This window comes from Shinella oryzae (assembly GCF_023038235.1).
Lineage (GTDB): Bacteria > Pseudomonadota > Alphaproteobacteria > Rhizobiales > Rhizobiaceae > Shinella > Shinella sumterensis.
This window is the reverse complement of sequence record NZ_CP081988.1, coordinates 913,042-928,113: the sequence shown is the minus strand read 5'-3', so window position 1 is coordinate 928,113 and position 15,072 is coordinate 913,042. Positions and strand designations below refer to the sequence as shown.

The following is a 15,072-nucleotide window of genomic DNA, read 5'->3' as shown; positions in this document are numbered from 1 at the left end:
ATGCCGAAGACAATCACCACCACGCAGTTCCTCCTTGCCGGCATTGCCGGTCTGGCCCTGACGGCCGGGGTTGCATCCGCCCAGGAGTGCACGCCGAAGCACCAGTTCACCACGATCGAGGCGGGCACGCTAACCGTCGCGGTCACCACCTATGTTCCGCATTCCTTCGTCGATGACAGCGGCAACATGAAAGGCATCGACGGTGATATCGCCGCAGAATTCGCCAAGCGCGAATGCCTGAAGGTCAAGGCTGTCGCGGTCGATCCGGCGGCGGCTATCCAGTATGTCCTTTCCGGTCAAGCCGATATCGCGACCGGAGACTGGTACCGCACGGCTGAACGCGCGAAAGTGATGAGCCTTTCGGCCCCGCTCTACACCGACCAGATGGGTATCTATTCCAAGGAAGGCTTCAAGACCGTTTCCGACCTCGAAGGCAAGCAGGTCGGTACGGTGCAAGGCTATCTCTGGGTCGGAGACCTGAAGGCGATGCTCGGCGGTTCGCTGAAGCTCTATCCGAACTCCGTCAACATGCAGCAGGACCTTTCGTCGGGCCGCATCGATGTCGCGGTGGACGGCTATTCGACCGGCGTCGTCGCGGAACAGAAGGGCGCGCTTGGCGACGTGAAGGTCAACGTCGCGGCTCCGGACCAGCGTGTGAAGGCCACCAAGGAAGCCGCTCAGGCAGCCTTCCCCTATTCGCTGAATGCCAAGGAATTCGGCGTCGCGCTCGATGCCGCGATTGCCGAAATGCATGCTGATGGCACGATCGTCACTATCCTCAAGTCCTACGGCCTTGATGGCACGGCGGCCGATACGGGTGCGCCGCGCCTCGTCGAGTAACGAAGAAACAGGCGGGGGAGGCAACTCTCCCGCATTTCCCTGACATGGAAATCGGAGGCAATAACGATGACTGTCTATACGGTCACGCGAAAGACGCAGTCGTGGTATGGTGAGCAGATCGGCATCTTGATCCTCGATGCCGCCTATCCCTGCATCCCCGGCAATGTCGGCAATGCGACGACCTATGATTATCCCGTGCGCTTCCAGGAGGTGAGGGGCGCCTCGATCGACCGCCTGTTGAACCAGCGCGATCCCGCCTTGAAGGATGTCTTCATCGAGGCCGCCGTCGAGTTGCAGAACCGGGGTGTCAAGGCAATCACGGGCGCTTGCGGCTTCATGGCCTATTTTCAGGAGGAAGTCGCCGCTGCGGTCGACGTCCCTGTCTTCCTTTCGAGCCTGATGCAGATTCCGTTCATGCATGCTCTGTGCGGTGGGCGGGTCGGCGTCATCACCGCGAACGCCACGCGATTGACGCCGCGCCACTTTGCCGCCTGCAACGTCGCCGATCACGTTCCCCTCGCCGTTGCCGGCATGGAGGGGCAGACGGAGTTTCGCGAGGCCATTCTGGAAGAGCGTGGAACGCTGGATTCCGCAGCCATCGAGCGGGAGGTGACGGAGGTGGCCCGGCGCCTCGTTGCGGACAATCCCGATGTGCGCTCCATTCTGCTTGAATGCAGCGATCTGCCCCCCTATGCCCACGCCGTGCAAGCGGCGACCGGTCGGCCGGTCTTCGATTTCATCACCATGATCAATTACGTGCAGCAAAGCATCGCGCGCCGCGCATATACGGGCGCCATGTAGCAAGCGAGCTTGAGGCGGATGCAGAACCGGTTATGCGGCTCGATCTCGGCTATGCGTCTACGCCGCGCCGTCAGCGTCCTGCTCGATCAGCCAATCACGGAAAAGTTCAGCCCCGCGCTTTGGTGGGCGTTGCGCCGGCATGATGATGTGGACCGCTTGTCCGGACCGATACGATTCCCGAAGGGGAAGGACCAGCCGTCCGGCTTGTACATGGTCATGGATGAGGTGTTTCCAGCCAAGTGCGATGCCTTGGCCAAGCACAGCCGCTTCGATGGAGCCGAGTGCATCGGTGAAGACGAAATCCTGTTTCAGCCGGGCAACCGGGACGGCATGGCGCTCCAGCCATTCGCGCCAGCCAAGACGGGTGCGGTGCCTTTCCTCGAAATTGAGCAGCGTATGCCGAAGGAGATCCGCCGGCTCGTGGATCGGCCCGTGCTCCCGTAGATAGTCGGGGCTGCACACCGGCATGACGTCTTCCGTCACAAAACGCCAGGAGTGAATGCCCGGCCATTTGCCGTTGCCGAGGCGTGCGGAAAGATCGATATCCTCTTCCACCAGGTCCTGGTCGTCGCGACTGCTTTCCTCGATGCGCAGCGATACATCGGGGTGCTTGGCCTTGAAGTCCTTCAATCGCGGGAGAAGCCACAGCTGCACGAAGGACGCAGAGAAGGAAACGCGCACCACATCATTCGAGTGCTTCTTCTGCAGCGACGAGATTACCATGTGCAGATGGTCGAACGCCTCTTGCGTTTCCTTGTAAAGCCGTTGTCCCTCCGCCGTCAGTTCCAGCCGGGTGTGATCGCGACGAAAGAGCTTCAGTCCCGTAGCCTCTTCCAGCAGGCGGATCGTCTTGCTGACCGCAGGCTGGCTGACATTCAACTCCTGCGCGGCGGCGGTGAAGCTGCGCCGTCGGGCTGCGGCCTCGAAGCAGAAGAGGTAGTTGGCGGACGGAACGAGCGAGCGGAGCCTGTGCATAATCTGAGGTTATGCCCCTCAAGAATTTTTAGCAAGATTACAGGCCTGGAGGCGGTTTGTAGGCTGGTGAAAATTCATTCGAGGGACTCTCCATGCAAACTCATGCTCGCGCCGTCGTCATCGGTGGTGGCTGCGTCGGCGCCGCCATCCTCTACGGTCTTGCCAAACGTGGCTGGACGGATGTCGCGCTTCTCGAGCGCACGCAACTCACCGCCGGTTCGACCTGGCACGCCGCCGGCCTCATTCCCTCCTATGCGCGCAGCATCAATATCGGACGGATGATCGCCAAGACCATCGAGATCTATGAGGGCCTGGAGGCGGAAACCGGCCAGCATGTCGGCTGGCACAAATGCGGCCAGTTGCGCATCGCAAACACGCGCGACCGTCTGGACGAGTACAAGAGCTACATGAGCGTTGCCGCCGTGCAGGGCATTCGTGCCGAACTGGTGACGCCGCAAGAAGCGCGCGAGCTTTGGCCGCTCTTGGAAAACAACAAGGACATGCTGGCGGCGCTTTACCATCCCGATGACGGGCACATCGCGCCCGCCGACGTCACGCAGGCCATGGCCAAGGGTGCGCGCGACCGTGGCGCGAAGATCTATCTCAATACCGAGGTGAGGGGTTTTGAGCGGCTTGCCGGCGGTGAATGGAAAATCATCACCAACAACGGCGAGATCATCTGCGAGCACATTATCTCCGCGACCGGCAACTATGCCCGTCAGACCGGTGCCCTGCTCGGCCTCGACATCCCGGCAATCCCCATCCTGCATCAATACTGGATTACCGATGCCGTGCCGGAGATCATCGAGCGCAAGCGCCAGGGGCTGCCGGAAATGCCGATCCTGCGAGATGAAGGTTTCGAGGGCTATCTGCGGGAAGAGGGCGACGGACTGATGTTCGGTCCGTACGAAAAGACGGAGCACCTGAAGCTTTTTGCCGAAAACGGCGTGCCTGAGTGGTTCGGTGCGGATCTTGTAGAGGAGGATTTCGACGCGGTGGCCTGGAACTGGGAGGCCGCGATGGAAATGGTGCCGGCGCTCGGTCGCGTCGGCATCAAGGCGAATGTCCGTGGCCCCTTCCAGATGACCGCGGACGAGCTGCCGCTGGTCGGACCCGCCTGGGGGCTCGATAATGTCTGGATCGCCGAAGGTGTGCCCGGCGGTATCCTCTGGGGCGGTGCGATTGGCTACTATCTTTCCGAACGCATTGTCGAGGGCGCAAACAGTCTCGACACGTCCGATCTCGATCCGCGTCGCTTCGGCACCTATGCCAACAAGGAATGGACGCGTCAAAAGGTGCGCGAAAGCTGGGGCACCCATGCCGAGCTGCACTATCCGGGCCAGGATATGCCCGCTGCCCGTCCGCAGAAAACCGCGCCCTCCTATGATATCCTGTCGCAGCGCGGCGCCGTCTGGGGTGTGCTGAACGGTTGGGAAGTGCCCAACTGGTTTGCGCCCGATGGTGTGGAAGCCAAAGACCAGTACAGCTGGCGCTGGACGCAGAAGGGCCATTACGTGGCCGAAGAGGTGCGGGCGGTGCGTGAGGCGGTCGGCCTCGTCGAGATGACGCCGATGACGAAGTTCGAAGTCTCCGGCCCCGGTGCCGAAGCCTGGCTCGACGGTATCCTTGCCAACGGCCTGCCGAAAGCCGGCCGTGTCAATCTCAGCCACCACCTTACGAAGAACGGTGGCGTGCAGGCCGAATACGTCGTGGCGCGCCTTGAGGACGGCAGCTTCTATCTCATCTCCACACCACGCGCCGAACGCTGGAACTTCGACGATCTCTCGAAGCTCCTGCCGAAGGATGGCAGCGTTCAGCTTCGCAATGTCACCAATGAGCGCGGCTGCTTCACCGTCGTCGGTCCCAAGGCGCGCGAGGTGTTGCAAGGACTGACGGAGATGGACCTCTCCAATGACGCGTTTCCATGGTTCGGCGTCAGGTCCGATACGGTCGGCCTTGCGACGGACGTGCGCATGCTGCGCGTCAACTATGAGGGCGAATTGGGGTGGGAACTCTACCATCCACTGCCCTACCAGCGTCAGCTGTTGCAGGCGATCCTTGCCGCGGGGGCGCCACACGGCCTGCGCCTCGTCGGCTACCACGCGCTGGAATCGCTGCGCCTCGAAAAGTCCTACCGCGCCATGTATCGCGACATGAACCCGGAGCTGACGGCCTGGGAAAGCGGCCTCGACCGCTTTATCCGGCTCGACAAGGGCGACTTCATCGGCAAGGCGGCGCTGGTGCGCCAGCGAGAGGAAGGTGTCAAGCAGCGTTCGGTGACCATCGCGATCGACACGGATGGAGCAAGCTCGCTCATTCACGAGGGTGTCTATCATGACGGCAAGCTCGTCGGGCGCATCACCTCCGGCAGCTACGCCTACACGCTGGGCCACGACATCGCTTTCGCGCTGCTCCCGGTTGCGCTCGGCACGCCTGGAACGGAGCTGCAAGTGCCTATCCTCGGTGAGTGGCGCAAGGCACGAGTGATCGCAGAATCGCCCTACGATCCGGAAGCGTTGCGCGGCCGCATGTAACGAACCCGAGAGGAGTTGCCCTCGTTGACTACAACGTGAAGGTTCGCGTTAAGGCGTTCGATCTATGCGGGCAACGCCATTCAGGCGATGTAGTCGATCGATGCCAGGAGGTGGTACGACGTCCTTCGCCACAGCCGACGAGGGTGGCAATGCGCCGGTCGAGACCATCGCTGCCGCGGCAAACCCGGGCGTCTCCACCCATGTCAAGGATGCGCTGCCCTCGTCGGTGACCTCTTCGAAGTCCTGCCGGAATTGCAGAAGGCCGTGTAAGCCCAAGCGGGCTGATCTCGCCTTTGAAAGAAACAGATGGTGGAAGCGCACGGCGACTGTGAGGCGCGCGCGGCATCGCCGCCGCGATCACCCATCTCAGATACTGTCGTTCGATCCCGTCTTCATCGGTCTTCGCTCGATCGCCCAGTACCGGCGACTGCAGACACGCAGCTTGGAACAAAATTCCAGAGACCGTCGCCATAAAGATAATTTCCTCCTTTGTGCATAGAAATTATCGACTATTCTCCTGCGTATATCGGGCGTCGTTTGGAGATTGTGATGCGAAATCGGTTGTTGGGAACCTTCCGGGCACTGGCGGGGACGGCTGTCGCCGTTTCGCTCATGGCGACGGCCGTATTCGCAGACACACTGAAGGTGGGCGTAACACCCGGATCGCTTGCCGATTCCGTAGAGGTGGCGGCGGCCGAAGCCCGCGAACAAGGCATCGATGTCAAGGTCATCGAGTTCACCGACTGGGCGACGCCGAATGTGGCGCTCGATGCCGGCGACCTCGACGTGAACTACTTCCAGCACCAGGCCTTTCTCAACAACGCAGTCTCGGAGACCGGTTTCAAGCTGAAGTCCGTGGCTGTCGGGCTCCTGCCGAATCTTGGTCTCTATTCCTCCAAGTACAAGTCGTTCGACGAGGTGCCGCAAGGTGCGCGTGTCGGCGTGGCGAACGATCCCGTCAACCAGGGTCGCGGCCTGCTGCTCATCGAGCGTGCCGGCCTCATCAAGCTGCGCGAGGGCGTCGGCGCGCGCCCCACGATCGACGATATTGTCGAGAACAAGCGAGAGCTGCAGTTCGTCGAGATCGAGGGGCCGCAGCTCGTCCGCGCGCTTGACGACGTCGATCTCGCGCAGGGCTATCCGGCCCATTATGTCAATGCGGGGCTTGCGGACATCGCCGGCCAGGCGCTGCTCTATTCCGGGATCGACGACACCGATTACGCGATCCGGTTCGTCACGCGTGAAAACAATGCGGACTCCGCGCTCGTGCGCCGCTTCGTCGAAATCTACCAGAATTCCGATGCCGTGAAGGCGCAGATCCACAAGTCGTTCGCCGAAAACGACAAGCTTTACAGCCTGCCCTGGACGCAGGGGCAGCCGGTCAACTGACCGCAACCACAACAGTACTTTAAAAGGGATAATGATATGAAATTGCGCATGATAGGCCTTCTGGCAGCCACGGCGATATCGCTTGCAACGGCGGCACAGGCCGAAACGGTCAAGATCGGCGTCGTGCCGGGGGCTTATGCCGACTCGATCGCCGCCCTGGTGCCGGAGGCGAAGGGGGCGGGCATCGACATCGAAGCTGTCGAGTTCACCGACTGGACTACGCCGAACGTGGCGCTGGACGCCGGCGACATCGATCTCAACTACTTTCAGCACCGGCCTTTTCTCGACAACGCCATTGCCGACAGGGGTTACAAGCTAACGGACATCGGCGTCGGCATATTGGCGAATATCGGTCTCTATTCGCTCAAGCACAAGAGCTTCGACGAGATACCCGACGGCGGCAAGGTCGCGATTGCCAACGATCCGGTCAATCAGGGCCGCGGTCTCCTGCTTCTGGAGCGGGCCGGGCTCATCAAGCTGAAGGAAGGCGTCGGCTTTACCGGAACGCTTGACGACATCACCGAGAATCCGCGCAATCTCGAATTCACGGAGGTCGAAGGGCCGCAGCTCGCCCGCGTCACCGCCGACGTCGACCTCGCGCTCGGCTATCCGCACTTCATCGCGGCATCCGGTCTTTTCGATCCCGGCTCGGGTCTCATCTATTCCGGCATCGACGACCGGCGTTTCTCCATCATCTTCACCGTCAAGGAAGACCGCAAGGACGAGCCCGCCCTCAAGAAGGTGGTCGAACTCTATCAGAATTCACCGGCCGTGAAGAAGACGATCGCCGAGGCCTACCACGGTAACGACAAGCTCTACACATTGTCATGGCAGCACTGATGCTCGGAACGGTGGCGGCGCCTCTGCCAGTCGATGCGGTCGCGAACACGGTGCAGGCTCGGGCGAGGGCGATCTCGCCGGCCGGACCCGGGGCCGTGCGTTTCGAGAGCCTCGGTAAGACCTACCACTCGGCGGCCGGCGCCGTACGCGCGCTGGAGGAGATCGACCTCGAAATCCCGACGGGCCGCATCTATGGCATCATCGGTCGAAGCGGCGCGGGCAAATCCAGCCTGCTTCGCACGATCAACCGGCTCGAGGAACCGACATCAGGCCGTGTCATCGTGGACGGGCAGGACATCGGCCGCTTCGACGAGAACGCGCTCGTGCAGTTGCGCCGACGCGTCGGAATGATCTTCCAGCATTTCAACCTGCTGTCGGCGAAAACCGTTCGGGAAAACGTGGCGCTGCCTCTGGTCGTGGCCGGCCTGCCGCGTCGCCAGATAGACCAGCGTGTGGACGAGGTGCTGGCGCTTGTCGGCCTTGAAGGCAAGCACGACGTTTATCCGTCGCGTCTTTCCGGCGGGCAGAAGCAGCGTGTCGGCATCGCTCGCGCCCTGGTGCACAAACCGGAAATCCTGCTCTGCGACGAGGCGACTTCCGCGTTGGATCCCGAGACGACCCTGTCGATCCTCAGGCTTCTCAGGGACATCAACCGCAGCCTCGGATTGACCATCATCCTCATCACGCACGAGATGAGCGTCATCCGCGAGGTTTGCGAGAACGTCCTCGTCCTGGAGCAGGGGCGTATTGCGGAGGAGGGACCTGTCTGGCAGGTTTTCGGCGATCCGAAGCATGACGCCACGCGTGCGCTTTTGCGGCCGCTTAGCCGCGATCTTCCGGAAGATCTTGCCGCACGCCTCGCGCCGCGCCCCGTCGCCGGCGGAGGAACCATCATCGAGTTGCACTATACCGGCGCGCAAGGCGGCGATCCCGACCTCGCCCGGCTTGCCGCCACGCTCGGCACGTCGCTCCGGCTCCTGCACGGCACGATCGATCGCATCCAGGGACACGCGCAGGGCACGCTTCTCGTTGCCGCGCGTGGAATTTCCGAACAAGACCTCGACGCCCTGAAAGGGCATGTCGGCAGCGCAAGGGTGGTCGGCTATGTCGCCAGCGATGTATAACCGCCTGTGGGCCGCCTTCCTCGATACGGTGCAGATGGTGGGCGCTTCGGCGTTGATTGCACTGCTTGTCGGCATACCGATCGCCGTTTTCCTCGTCGTTTCATCTCCGGGCGGGTTTTATGAAGCGCCGCGGCTCAACCGCGCCGTGGCAGCCGTCGTCAACGGGTTCAGGGCGACGCCCTTCATCGTGCTGCTCGTCGCGCTCCTGCCGTTCACGCGCTTCCTCACGGGCACGACGATCGGGGTGTGGGCCGCGATCGTGCCGCTTTCGATCAGCGCGACGCCATTCTTCGCCCGCATTGCCGAAGTCAGTCTTCGCGAGGTCGACAAGGGGCTGATCGAGGCGGCGCAGGCGATGGGCTGCCGCAAGTGGCACATCGTCCGTCATGTGCTGCTGCCCGAGGCGCTGCCCGGCATCGTCGGCGGCTTCACCATCACGGTCGTCACCATGATAGGGGCCTCCGCAATGGCGGGTGCCGTGGGTGCCGGAGGGCTCGGCGACATGGCCATCCGCTACGGCTACCAGCGCTTCGACACGGCAGTCATGGTGGCGGTGATCATCGTGCTCGTCGCCATGGTGACGATCGTCCAGTTCGCCGGTGACTATACCGTGCGCCGTCTGCGCGATCGCTAAAAAACGGAACGGAACGACAATGAGCAAGAGCAACACCAACGATGCCGGTCGGCGTCCGGCGCCGGCCGTTTCCGCCGCACGGATCGACAATGACGCGCAGGCGATCGCCGCGGCGACTGCGCTTGCCGATAAGCTTCGGCCGCAAGCGCTGCTGCGCGACCGCGAGCGCATCCTGCCCTGGGATGAGATCGAGGCCTACAGCGAGACCGGTTTTGGCGCCATCACGGTGCCGAAGGCATATGACGGCCCCGAACTTTCTTTCGTGACGCTGGTGCGGGTGTTCGAGATTCTTTGTGCCGCCGATCCTTCGGCCGGCCAGATCCCCCAGAACCATTTCGGTGTGCTTGCCCTGCTGCACGACCTCGGTTCGGAGGAACAGAAGCGGCGCTTCTATGCCGATATCCTGCGCGGCGAGCGCATCGGCAATGCCGGCCCCGAGCGCGGCAGGAATGCCATCAGCCACGTGACGACGCGCATTACCGCAACCGCCGGCGGGCTGCGGCTCACCGGCCGGCGCTTCTATTCCACGGGTGCGTTGTTCGCCCATTGGATCCCGACCCGGGCGATTGACGACGAGGGCCGCGCCGTGCAGGTCTGGGCGCGCTTCGACGCGCCGGGCGTGTCCGTCATCGACGACTGGTCGTCCTTCGGTCAGCGCACCACGGCCAGTGGTACGGTCGAGTTTGATAATGTGCCCGTGGAACCTGTGCAGGTGCTGCCGGTCTGGCAAGCAGCCGACAGGCCGGGACTCTGGGGACCGATCTCGCAATTGATACAGGCGGCGATCGATTCCGGAATCGCGCGCGCCGCGATCGACGATGCCATCGCCTTCGTGCGTGATCGGGCACGCCCCTGGATGGACTCCGGGCTGGAGCGTGCGGCCGACGACCCGACGATCCTCCATGAAATCGGCCGGCTGGAAACGGACTATCAGGCCGCGCAGGCACTGTTGCATCATGCCGCGAGCGTGCTGGACGAGCTGAGCGCCGTGCCGGTCACTGCCGAGACGAGCGCCAAGGCTTCGGTCGCGGTCGCGGAGGCGAAGATTTTGACCACGGAAATCGCGCTGGATGCCAGCGAGACGCTTTTCGATCTCGCCGGGTCGAGTTCGACGCGCGCCGCGCACGGTCTCGATCGGCACTGGCGCAATGCCCGGGTCCATACGCTGCACGATCCGGTTCGGTGGAAGTACCACCTTCTCGGCAACTATTACCTCAACGGCGCCCACCCCGCCCGCCACCAGTGGAATTGAGAGGAGGGCGACGGACATGACTTCATCGGCTTCACGACCGGTTCAGCAGGCATTGCCCGCCGAGACCGCACCGAACATCATTCGCGATGACGCGCATGCGCTGGAGGTGGCGCATATCCTGGCTGCCGATTTCGCGCGGGAGGCCGCGCTGCGGGACGCCGAGCGGCGGCTTCCCTGGGACGAGCTGGAACGCTACACGGCGAGCGGGCTTTGGGGGGCGACGGTGCCCAAGGCTTATGGCGGCGCGGGCATCTCGACGGTGACCCTCGCCAAGGCCATCGCCATTATCGCAGCCGCAGACGGTTCGCTGGCGCAAATTCCGCAGAACCATTTCTATGCGCTGGAGGTGCTGCGCGTCGGTGGATCGGAGGCGCAGAAGCGGTTCTTCTTCAACAGGGTGCTGGCCGGCGACAGGCTGGGCAACGCTCTTGCCGAAGTCGGCACGCGCGATTTCAAGCGCCGCACGCGGCTTGTGCGCGAGCCGGCCGGATGGTTCGTCGAAGGCGAAAAATTCTACTGCACCGGCGCCCTGTATGCCCATTGGATACCGACCCTGGTGGTTGCAGAGGAAGACGAAGCGGAGGTGTCCTATCTCGCCTTCGTTCCACGGGATGCGCCGGGCGTGACGATCATCGACGATTGGGACGGTTTCGGCCAGCGTGTCACGGGCAGCGGCTCGGTGAGGTTCGGCCGCGTGCGGGTGGAGCCGGAATGGGTCGTACCGTTCAAGGCATCGTTCGACCGGCCGACGACCATAGGTCCGCACGCGCAGATCATGCATGCGGCGATCGATCTCGGTATCGGCTTCGGCGCCTTCGAGGAGACGCTGCGCTTCGTGCGGGATCGGGCGCGGCCCTGGCTCGATTCAGGCGTCGACAAGGCTTCGGCCGATCCGCTGACGCTGCATCAGATCGGTGATGTCCGCCTGCGGCTCCGGGCTGCCGAGGCGCTCGTCGAGCGGGCCGGCCGCATTGTCGATGCGACACAGGCGGCGCCGGACGAGGACAGCGTGGCGAATGCGTCCATCGCTGTCGCGCAGGCGCGTATCCTGACGACGAAGGCCGGCCTGCTAGCTGCGGAAAAGCTGTTCGAGCTGTCCGGCACATCCGCCACCGCGAGCGAGGATAATCTCGACCGGTACTGGCGCAATGTGCGCACGCACACGCTGCACGATCCGGTCCGGTGGAAATACCAGGCGGTCGGCAATTTCCATCTCAACGGCAAACGCCCGCCGCGCCACGGCGCGATCTGACGGACCCCCATGAAAAAGCAGATTCTTCTCAACGCGTTCAACATGAACAGTGTCGGCCACATCAACCATGGTCTATGGACGCATCCGCGCGACCGCTCCGTCGACTACAAGAGGATCGATTACTGGACATCGCTCGCCAGGACACTGGAACGCGGGCTGTTCGACGGCATCTTCATTGCCGACATCATCGGCGTCTACGATGTTTACCAGGGCGGTGTCGACCTGACATTGAAGGAGTCCATCCAGCTTCCCGTCAACGATCCGCTGCTGCTCGTCTCCGCCATGGCGGCCGTTACGACGCATCTCGGCTTCGGCATCACCGTGAACGCCAATGCCGAACCGCCCTATACGTTCGCCCGGCGGATTTCGACGCTCGATCATCTGGCAGACGGTCGCATCGGCTGGAACATCGTGACCGGTTACCTCGACAGCGCGGCGCGCGCCGTCGGGCAGGACGCGCTGACGGCGCACGATAGCCGCTATGACCGCGCGGAGGATTATCTGGAAGTCCTCTACAAGCTCTGGGAGGGAAGCTGGCGCGACGACGCGGTACTGGGCGACAAGCAGGCGCGTGTCTATGCCGATCCCTCCAAGGTGACGCCGATCCGGCATGACGGGCCGTTCTACCGGGTCGAAGGCCACCACCTTGCGGAACCCTCGCGCCAGCGCACGCCGGTCCTCTACCAGGCTGGCACCTCCGGTCGCGGGCGCCGCTTCGCCGCGCGCCACGCCGAATGCATCTTCATCACGGCGACCGACAGGCAAGCCGCCCGGGCCACGGCGCGCGCCTTGCGCGCGGAAGCCGTCGAGGCTGGCCGTGCACCCGAGGACATCAAGATCTTCATCGGCATTTCCGTCATTCCGGGGCGCACCCCTCAGGAGGCGCAGGAAAAACATCGCGACTATCTTCGGCATGCCAGTCCGGAAGCGGGCCTTGCACATTTCGCGGCCAGCACAGGCATCGATTTTTCGCGCTATGGGCTTGATGAGCCGATCGAATACGGCACATCCAACGCCATACAGTCCGCGACCGAGCTCGCGAAGAAGAAGCAGTGGACCAAACGCCAGCTGCTGGAGGAGCTCGCGCTCGGCGGGCGGTATCCACTGCTCGTGGGGACGCCCGATATCATCGCCGACGAACTGGAAAGCTGGATAGACGAGGGCGAGATCGACGGTTTCAACCTCGCCCGCACCGTGACGCCGGAGTGCTATGAGGATTTCGTGGACCTCGTCGTCCCGGTCCTGCAGGAGCGCGGCCGGTACAAGACCGGCTACGGCGGCTCAAGCTTGCGCGACCGCCTTTTCCGGTCGGGTGACCGCCTGCCGCTCAATCATCCCGGGGCGACATACCGGATTTGAGTACCACCTAGTGCGTGGCGTTGCCCCGTCTCCGGGGCTTGGCAACGGACGCGCGCGCCGGCTGTCTCGGCAGGCGGTCGGTTACGTTCTTTCAGCGAATGCGTTGGTTGCCGATCACATCGTTCAGCCCCGCGAGGTCATCCAGACGCCAACCAGCGTCACGAGGAGGCCGGCGATCATCCCCAAGGTCAACGGCTCCGAGAACAACAGCCATGCCCATATCATCGTCACGGGTGGGCTGAGATAGATGGCGGCGCTTACCTTGGCGACGGGGAACAGCCGCAGACTGGTATAGTAGACGGCATAGGCAAGAAACGTCGCGATCAGTACCAGCCAGACCATTCCGATCGCAAAGTCCCGCGTCATCGGCGGAGCGAGACTGCCTTGCGCCGATGCGCACAGGCCGAAGAGGACCGAACCCACCAGCGTGTGGATGCAAAGGCTCTGGTAGACAGGCATCCGGCTCCTCTCGTGCCGTCTGTAGAGGACGGAGGCGGCGGCGAACACAAGCATCGAACCCACCGTCAGCCCGTAGGCCCATATGGGTGCCGTGCCCAAGCTGAGGCTGTCGAAGGATACGATGAGGACTCCGGCGACGGCAATCGCGGTCCCCTGCCATTGCCTCGCCGTCAGCCGTTCGCCCAGCACGGGCTGCGAGAGAGCTGCGATGGCAAGCGGAAGAAGATCGGCGATAAGGGCGACCAACCCGGTGGGCACCTTTTGCTCGATGGCCAGCGCGAAGCCCCCCAGATACAGGAAAACCGCCATGATGCCGAACAGCGCCTGATCTCTGACCGCGCGCATCGATATTCCGGGGCCCATGAACAAGGCAAAGGGCAGCAGTATCAATCCAGACAGCAATGTGCGCCAGAAAAGCAGAAGCATGACGCTTGCTTCCTGGTTCGCGTAGCGGATGCCGACGAAGCCGGAACTCCATCCGATGATGAGAAGTGCCGCAAGCAACGGCCACAATAGCGGATGGCGGCTGGTATCGACCGGTGCGGAAGTGGCTTCAGACATGGGGCCTCGGTTAAGCGGAACGCGACCACTGCTAGGCTGAAAGCGAGGGCAACGCACATGACAAATATCGATAGAGGGATGACAATCACGTAATCCATGTCATATCGCTTTCGGTTTATGGTAGGGTCACTCCGAGACCGAAGTGGACAGGACAATGAACGAGCTGAACAGTCGCCGACTGGAAATCGATGCGTTGCGGGCGCTCTCTGCAATCCGGCAGCACGGAGGCATAACAAAAGCAGCCGTCGCGCTGGGCCTGTCGCAGTCCGCCGTCAGCCATAAGATCAAGCGGCTTGAAGTCAGCCTCGACTGTGAGCTGCTTGGACGGAAAGCCGGTGCACCCATGTTCACGGCTGCAGGTGAGGATCTCCTGAACTATGCCGGACGCATCCTGATGATGCATGACGAGGCGCTCCTGAGCCTATCGAAGACGCCTCTAGCAGGCAGACTTCTGCTCGGCTTCACAGAAGACACCGCTTGCAGCGACCTTGCTCGAATTCTTGGCCGCTTCCGTCGGCTTCATCCAAACGTCACGGTGCGAACCAAAGTCCGCATGAGCCTTGTTCTTCGTGCCATGCTGGAGCGTGGCGAACTTGATGCTGCGATTGTTCAGGTCTTCGACCATGAAGTGCGACCGGCCGATGTCATCCTCTACAGAGAACGGCTTCACTGGGTGAAGCATCCGGAACTGGTCATCCGGCAGGATGAACCCATCCCGTTTCTATCGTTCGATGAGGATTGCTTCTACCGAAAATGGGCGTTCGACATGGGCCGGGACGGTCCCGTCCTTGAAACCGTATTCGAGTGTTCAAGTGCCGCCGGCATCGTGTCCGCGGTGAACGCGACAATGGGCGTCGCTTTGCTGAGTGACCGGTATATCCAGGGTGAGATGCAAATCATCACCGACCGGCTGCCTCCGCCACCGTCCCTGGCCTATGTTGTGCGGCGCGCACGCAAGTCGAGAAACCCGGCCCTCGATACCCTCATACGGGAAATCGAAAGGGATGTCGGTCGCCAAGGCGGCCTGGCTCTTGCAGGCTGACGGCAGGACA

At 62.6% G+C, this 15,072-nt stretch carries 13 protein-coding genes; 11 read left to right on the top strand and 2 right to left on the bottom strand.

The window, feature by feature from the left end; translation table 11 throughout:
* Both K6301_RS20515 and K6301_RS20510 read left to right on the top strand, forming a co-directional pair.
* Complete coding sequence (locus K6301_RS20515) at positions 1 to 840, top strand: substrate-binding periplasmic protein (protein ID WP_247222401.1); 840 nt, start codon at positions 1 to 3, stop codon at positions 838 to 840.
* 66 nt (positions 841 to 906) lie between these two features.
* Positions 907 to 1,641 (top strand): aspartate/glutamate racemase family protein, encoded by a 735-nt coding sequence (locus K6301_RS20510; RefSeq protein WP_247222400.1) that lies wholly within the window; start codon positions 907 to 909, stop codon positions 1,639 to 1,641.
* 57 nt (positions 1,642 to 1,698) lie between these two features.
* Here K6301_RS20510 and K6301_RS20505 read toward each other — a convergent pair whose 3' ends face one another.
* Positions 1,699 to 2,616 (bottom strand): LysR substrate-binding domain-containing protein, encoded by a 918-nt coding sequence (locus K6301_RS20505; RefSeq protein WP_247222399.1) that lies wholly within the window; start codon positions 2,614 to 2,616, stop codon positions 1,699 to 1,701.
* Positions 2,617 to 2,708: 92 nt separating this feature from the next.
* Between K6301_RS20505 and K6301_RS20500 the strand changes: the two genes are divergently transcribed.
* The 8 genes from K6301_RS20500 to K6301_RS20460 all read left to right on the top strand — a co-directional run bounded on the left by K6301_RS20500 (position 2,709) and on the right by K6301_RS20460 (position 13,000).
* A complete protein-coding gene (locus K6301_RS20500) occupies positions 2,709 to 5,150 on the top strand; it encodes a GcvT family protein (protein WP_247222398.1) in 2,442 nt (813 codons plus the stop codon).
* A 549-nt stretch (positions 5,151 to 5,699) separates the two neighbouring features.
* Positions 5,700 to 6,539, top strand: coding sequence for a MetQ/NlpA family ABC transporter substrate-binding protein (locus K6301_RS20490; protein WP_425475431.1), 840 nt, complete (start codon positions 5,700 to 5,702; stop codon positions 6,537 to 6,539).
* Positions 6,540 to 6,575: 36 nt separating this feature from the next.
* The gene (locus K6301_RS20485) at positions 6,576 to 7,379 is read left to right on the top strand and encodes a MetQ/NlpA family ABC transporter substrate-binding protein (RefSeq protein ID WP_247222397.1); all 804 of its coding nucleotides are present in this window, start codon (positions 6,576 to 6,578) and stop codon (positions 7,377 to 7,379) included.
* The gene (locus tag K6301_RS20480; RefSeq protein ID WP_425475430.1) at positions 7,367 to 8,503 is read left to right on the top strand and encodes a methionine ABC transporter ATP-binding protein; all 1,137 of its coding nucleotides are present in this window, start codon (positions 7,367 to 7,369) and stop codon (positions 8,501 to 8,503) included. The genes K6301_RS20485 and K6301_RS20480 overlap by 13 nt, the downstream gene beginning before the upstream one ends.
* A complete protein-coding gene (locus K6301_RS20475; RefSeq protein ID WP_134650316.1) occupies positions 8,484 to 9,137 on the top strand; it encodes a methionine ABC transporter permease in 654 nt (217 codons plus the stop codon). The genes K6301_RS20480 and K6301_RS20475 overlap by 20 nt, the downstream gene beginning before the upstream one ends.
* 19 nt (positions 9,138 to 9,156) lie before the next feature.
* Entirely contained in the window at positions 9,157 to 10,389 is a 1,233-nt protein-coding gene (locus K6301_RS20470; RefSeq protein WP_247222396.1) for an SfnB family sulfur acquisition oxidoreductase, read from the top strand.
* A 16-nt stretch (positions 10,390 to 10,405) separates the two neighbouring features.
* Complete coding sequence (locus K6301_RS20465; protein ID WP_247222394.1) at positions 10,406 to 11,641, top strand: SfnB family sulfur acquisition oxidoreductase; 1,236 nt, start codon at positions 10,406 to 10,408, stop codon at positions 11,639 to 11,641.
* 9 nt (positions 11,642 to 11,650) lie between these two features.
* The gene (locus tag K6301_RS20460) at positions 11,651 to 13,000 is read left to right on the top strand and encodes an LLM class flavin-dependent oxidoreductase (protein WP_247222392.1); all 1,350 of its coding nucleotides are present in this window, start codon (positions 11,651 to 11,653) and stop codon (positions 12,998 to 13,000) included.
* A gap of 123 nt (positions 13,001 to 13,123) precedes the next feature.
* On the opposite strand, the gene K6301_RS20455 is transcribed toward K6301_RS20460, so the two are convergent.
* Positions 13,124 to 14,020, bottom strand: coding sequence for a DMT family transporter (locus K6301_RS20455; protein ID WP_247222390.1), 897 nt, complete (start codon positions 14,018 to 14,020; stop codon positions 13,124 to 13,126).
* A gap of 154 nt (positions 14,021 to 14,174) precedes the next feature.
* Here K6301_RS20455 and K6301_RS20450 point away from each other — a divergent pair, with 154 nt between their 5' ends.
* A complete protein-coding gene (locus K6301_RS20450) occupies positions 14,175 to 15,062 on the top strand; it encodes a LysR family transcriptional regulator (protein WP_160872358.1) in 888 nt (295 codons plus the stop codon).
* The last annotated feature ends 10 nt before the right edge of the window (positions 15,063 to 15,072 follow it).

What these genes read in the sequence shown, in the direction of transcription:
- K6301_RS20515 (WP_247222401.1), top strand. Translation starts at nt 1, where the DNA reads ATGCCGAAGACAATCACCACCACGCAGTTCCTCCTTGCCGGCATTGCC.
- K6301_RS20510 (WP_247222400.1), top strand. Translation starts at nt 907, where the DNA reads ATGACTGTCTATACGGTCACGCGAAAGACGCAGTCGTGGTATGGTGAG.
- K6301_RS20505 (WP_247222399.1), bottom strand. Translation starts at nt 2,616, where the DNA reads ATGCACAGGCTCCGCTCGCTCGTTCCGTCCGCCAACTACCTCTTCTGC.
- K6301_RS20500 (WP_247222398.1), top strand. Translation starts at nt 2,709, where the DNA reads ATGCAAACTCATGCTCGCGCCGTCGTCATCGGTGGTGGCTGCGTCGGC.
- K6301_RS20490 (WP_425475431.1), top strand. Translation starts at nt 5,700, where the DNA reads ATGCGAAATCGGTTGTTGGGAACCTTCCGGGCACTGGCGGGGACGGCT.
- K6301_RS20485 (WP_247222397.1), top strand. Translation starts at nt 6,576, where the DNA reads ATGAAATTGCGCATGATAGGCCTTCTGGCAGCCACGGCGATATCGCTT.
- K6301_RS20480 (WP_425475430.1), top strand. Translation starts at nt 7,367, where the DNA reads ATGGCAGCACTGATGCTCGGAACGGTGGCGGCGCCTCTGCCAGTCGAT.
- K6301_RS20475 (WP_134650316.1), top strand. Translation starts at nt 8,484, where the DNA reads ATGTCGCCAGCGATGTATAACCGCCTGTGGGCCGCCTTCCTCGATACG.
- K6301_RS20470 (WP_247222396.1), top strand. Translation starts at nt 9,157, where the DNA reads ATGAGCAAGAGCAACACCAACGATGCCGGTCGGCGTCCGGCGCCGGCC.
- K6301_RS20465 (WP_247222394.1), top strand. Translation starts at nt 10,406, where the DNA reads ATGACTTCATCGGCTTCACGACCGGTTCAGCAGGCATTGCCCGCCGAG.
- K6301_RS20460 (WP_247222392.1), top strand. Translation starts at nt 11,651, where the DNA reads ATGAAAAAGCAGATTCTTCTCAACGCGTTCAACATGAACAGTGTCGGC.
- K6301_RS20455 (WP_247222390.1), bottom strand. Translation starts at nt 14,020, where the DNA reads ATGTCTGAAGCCACTTCCGCACCGGTCGATACCAGCCGCCATCCGCTA.
- K6301_RS20450 (WP_160872358.1), top strand. Translation starts at nt 14,175, where the DNA reads ATGAACGAGCTGAACAGTCGCCGACTGGAAATCGATGCGTTGCGGGCG.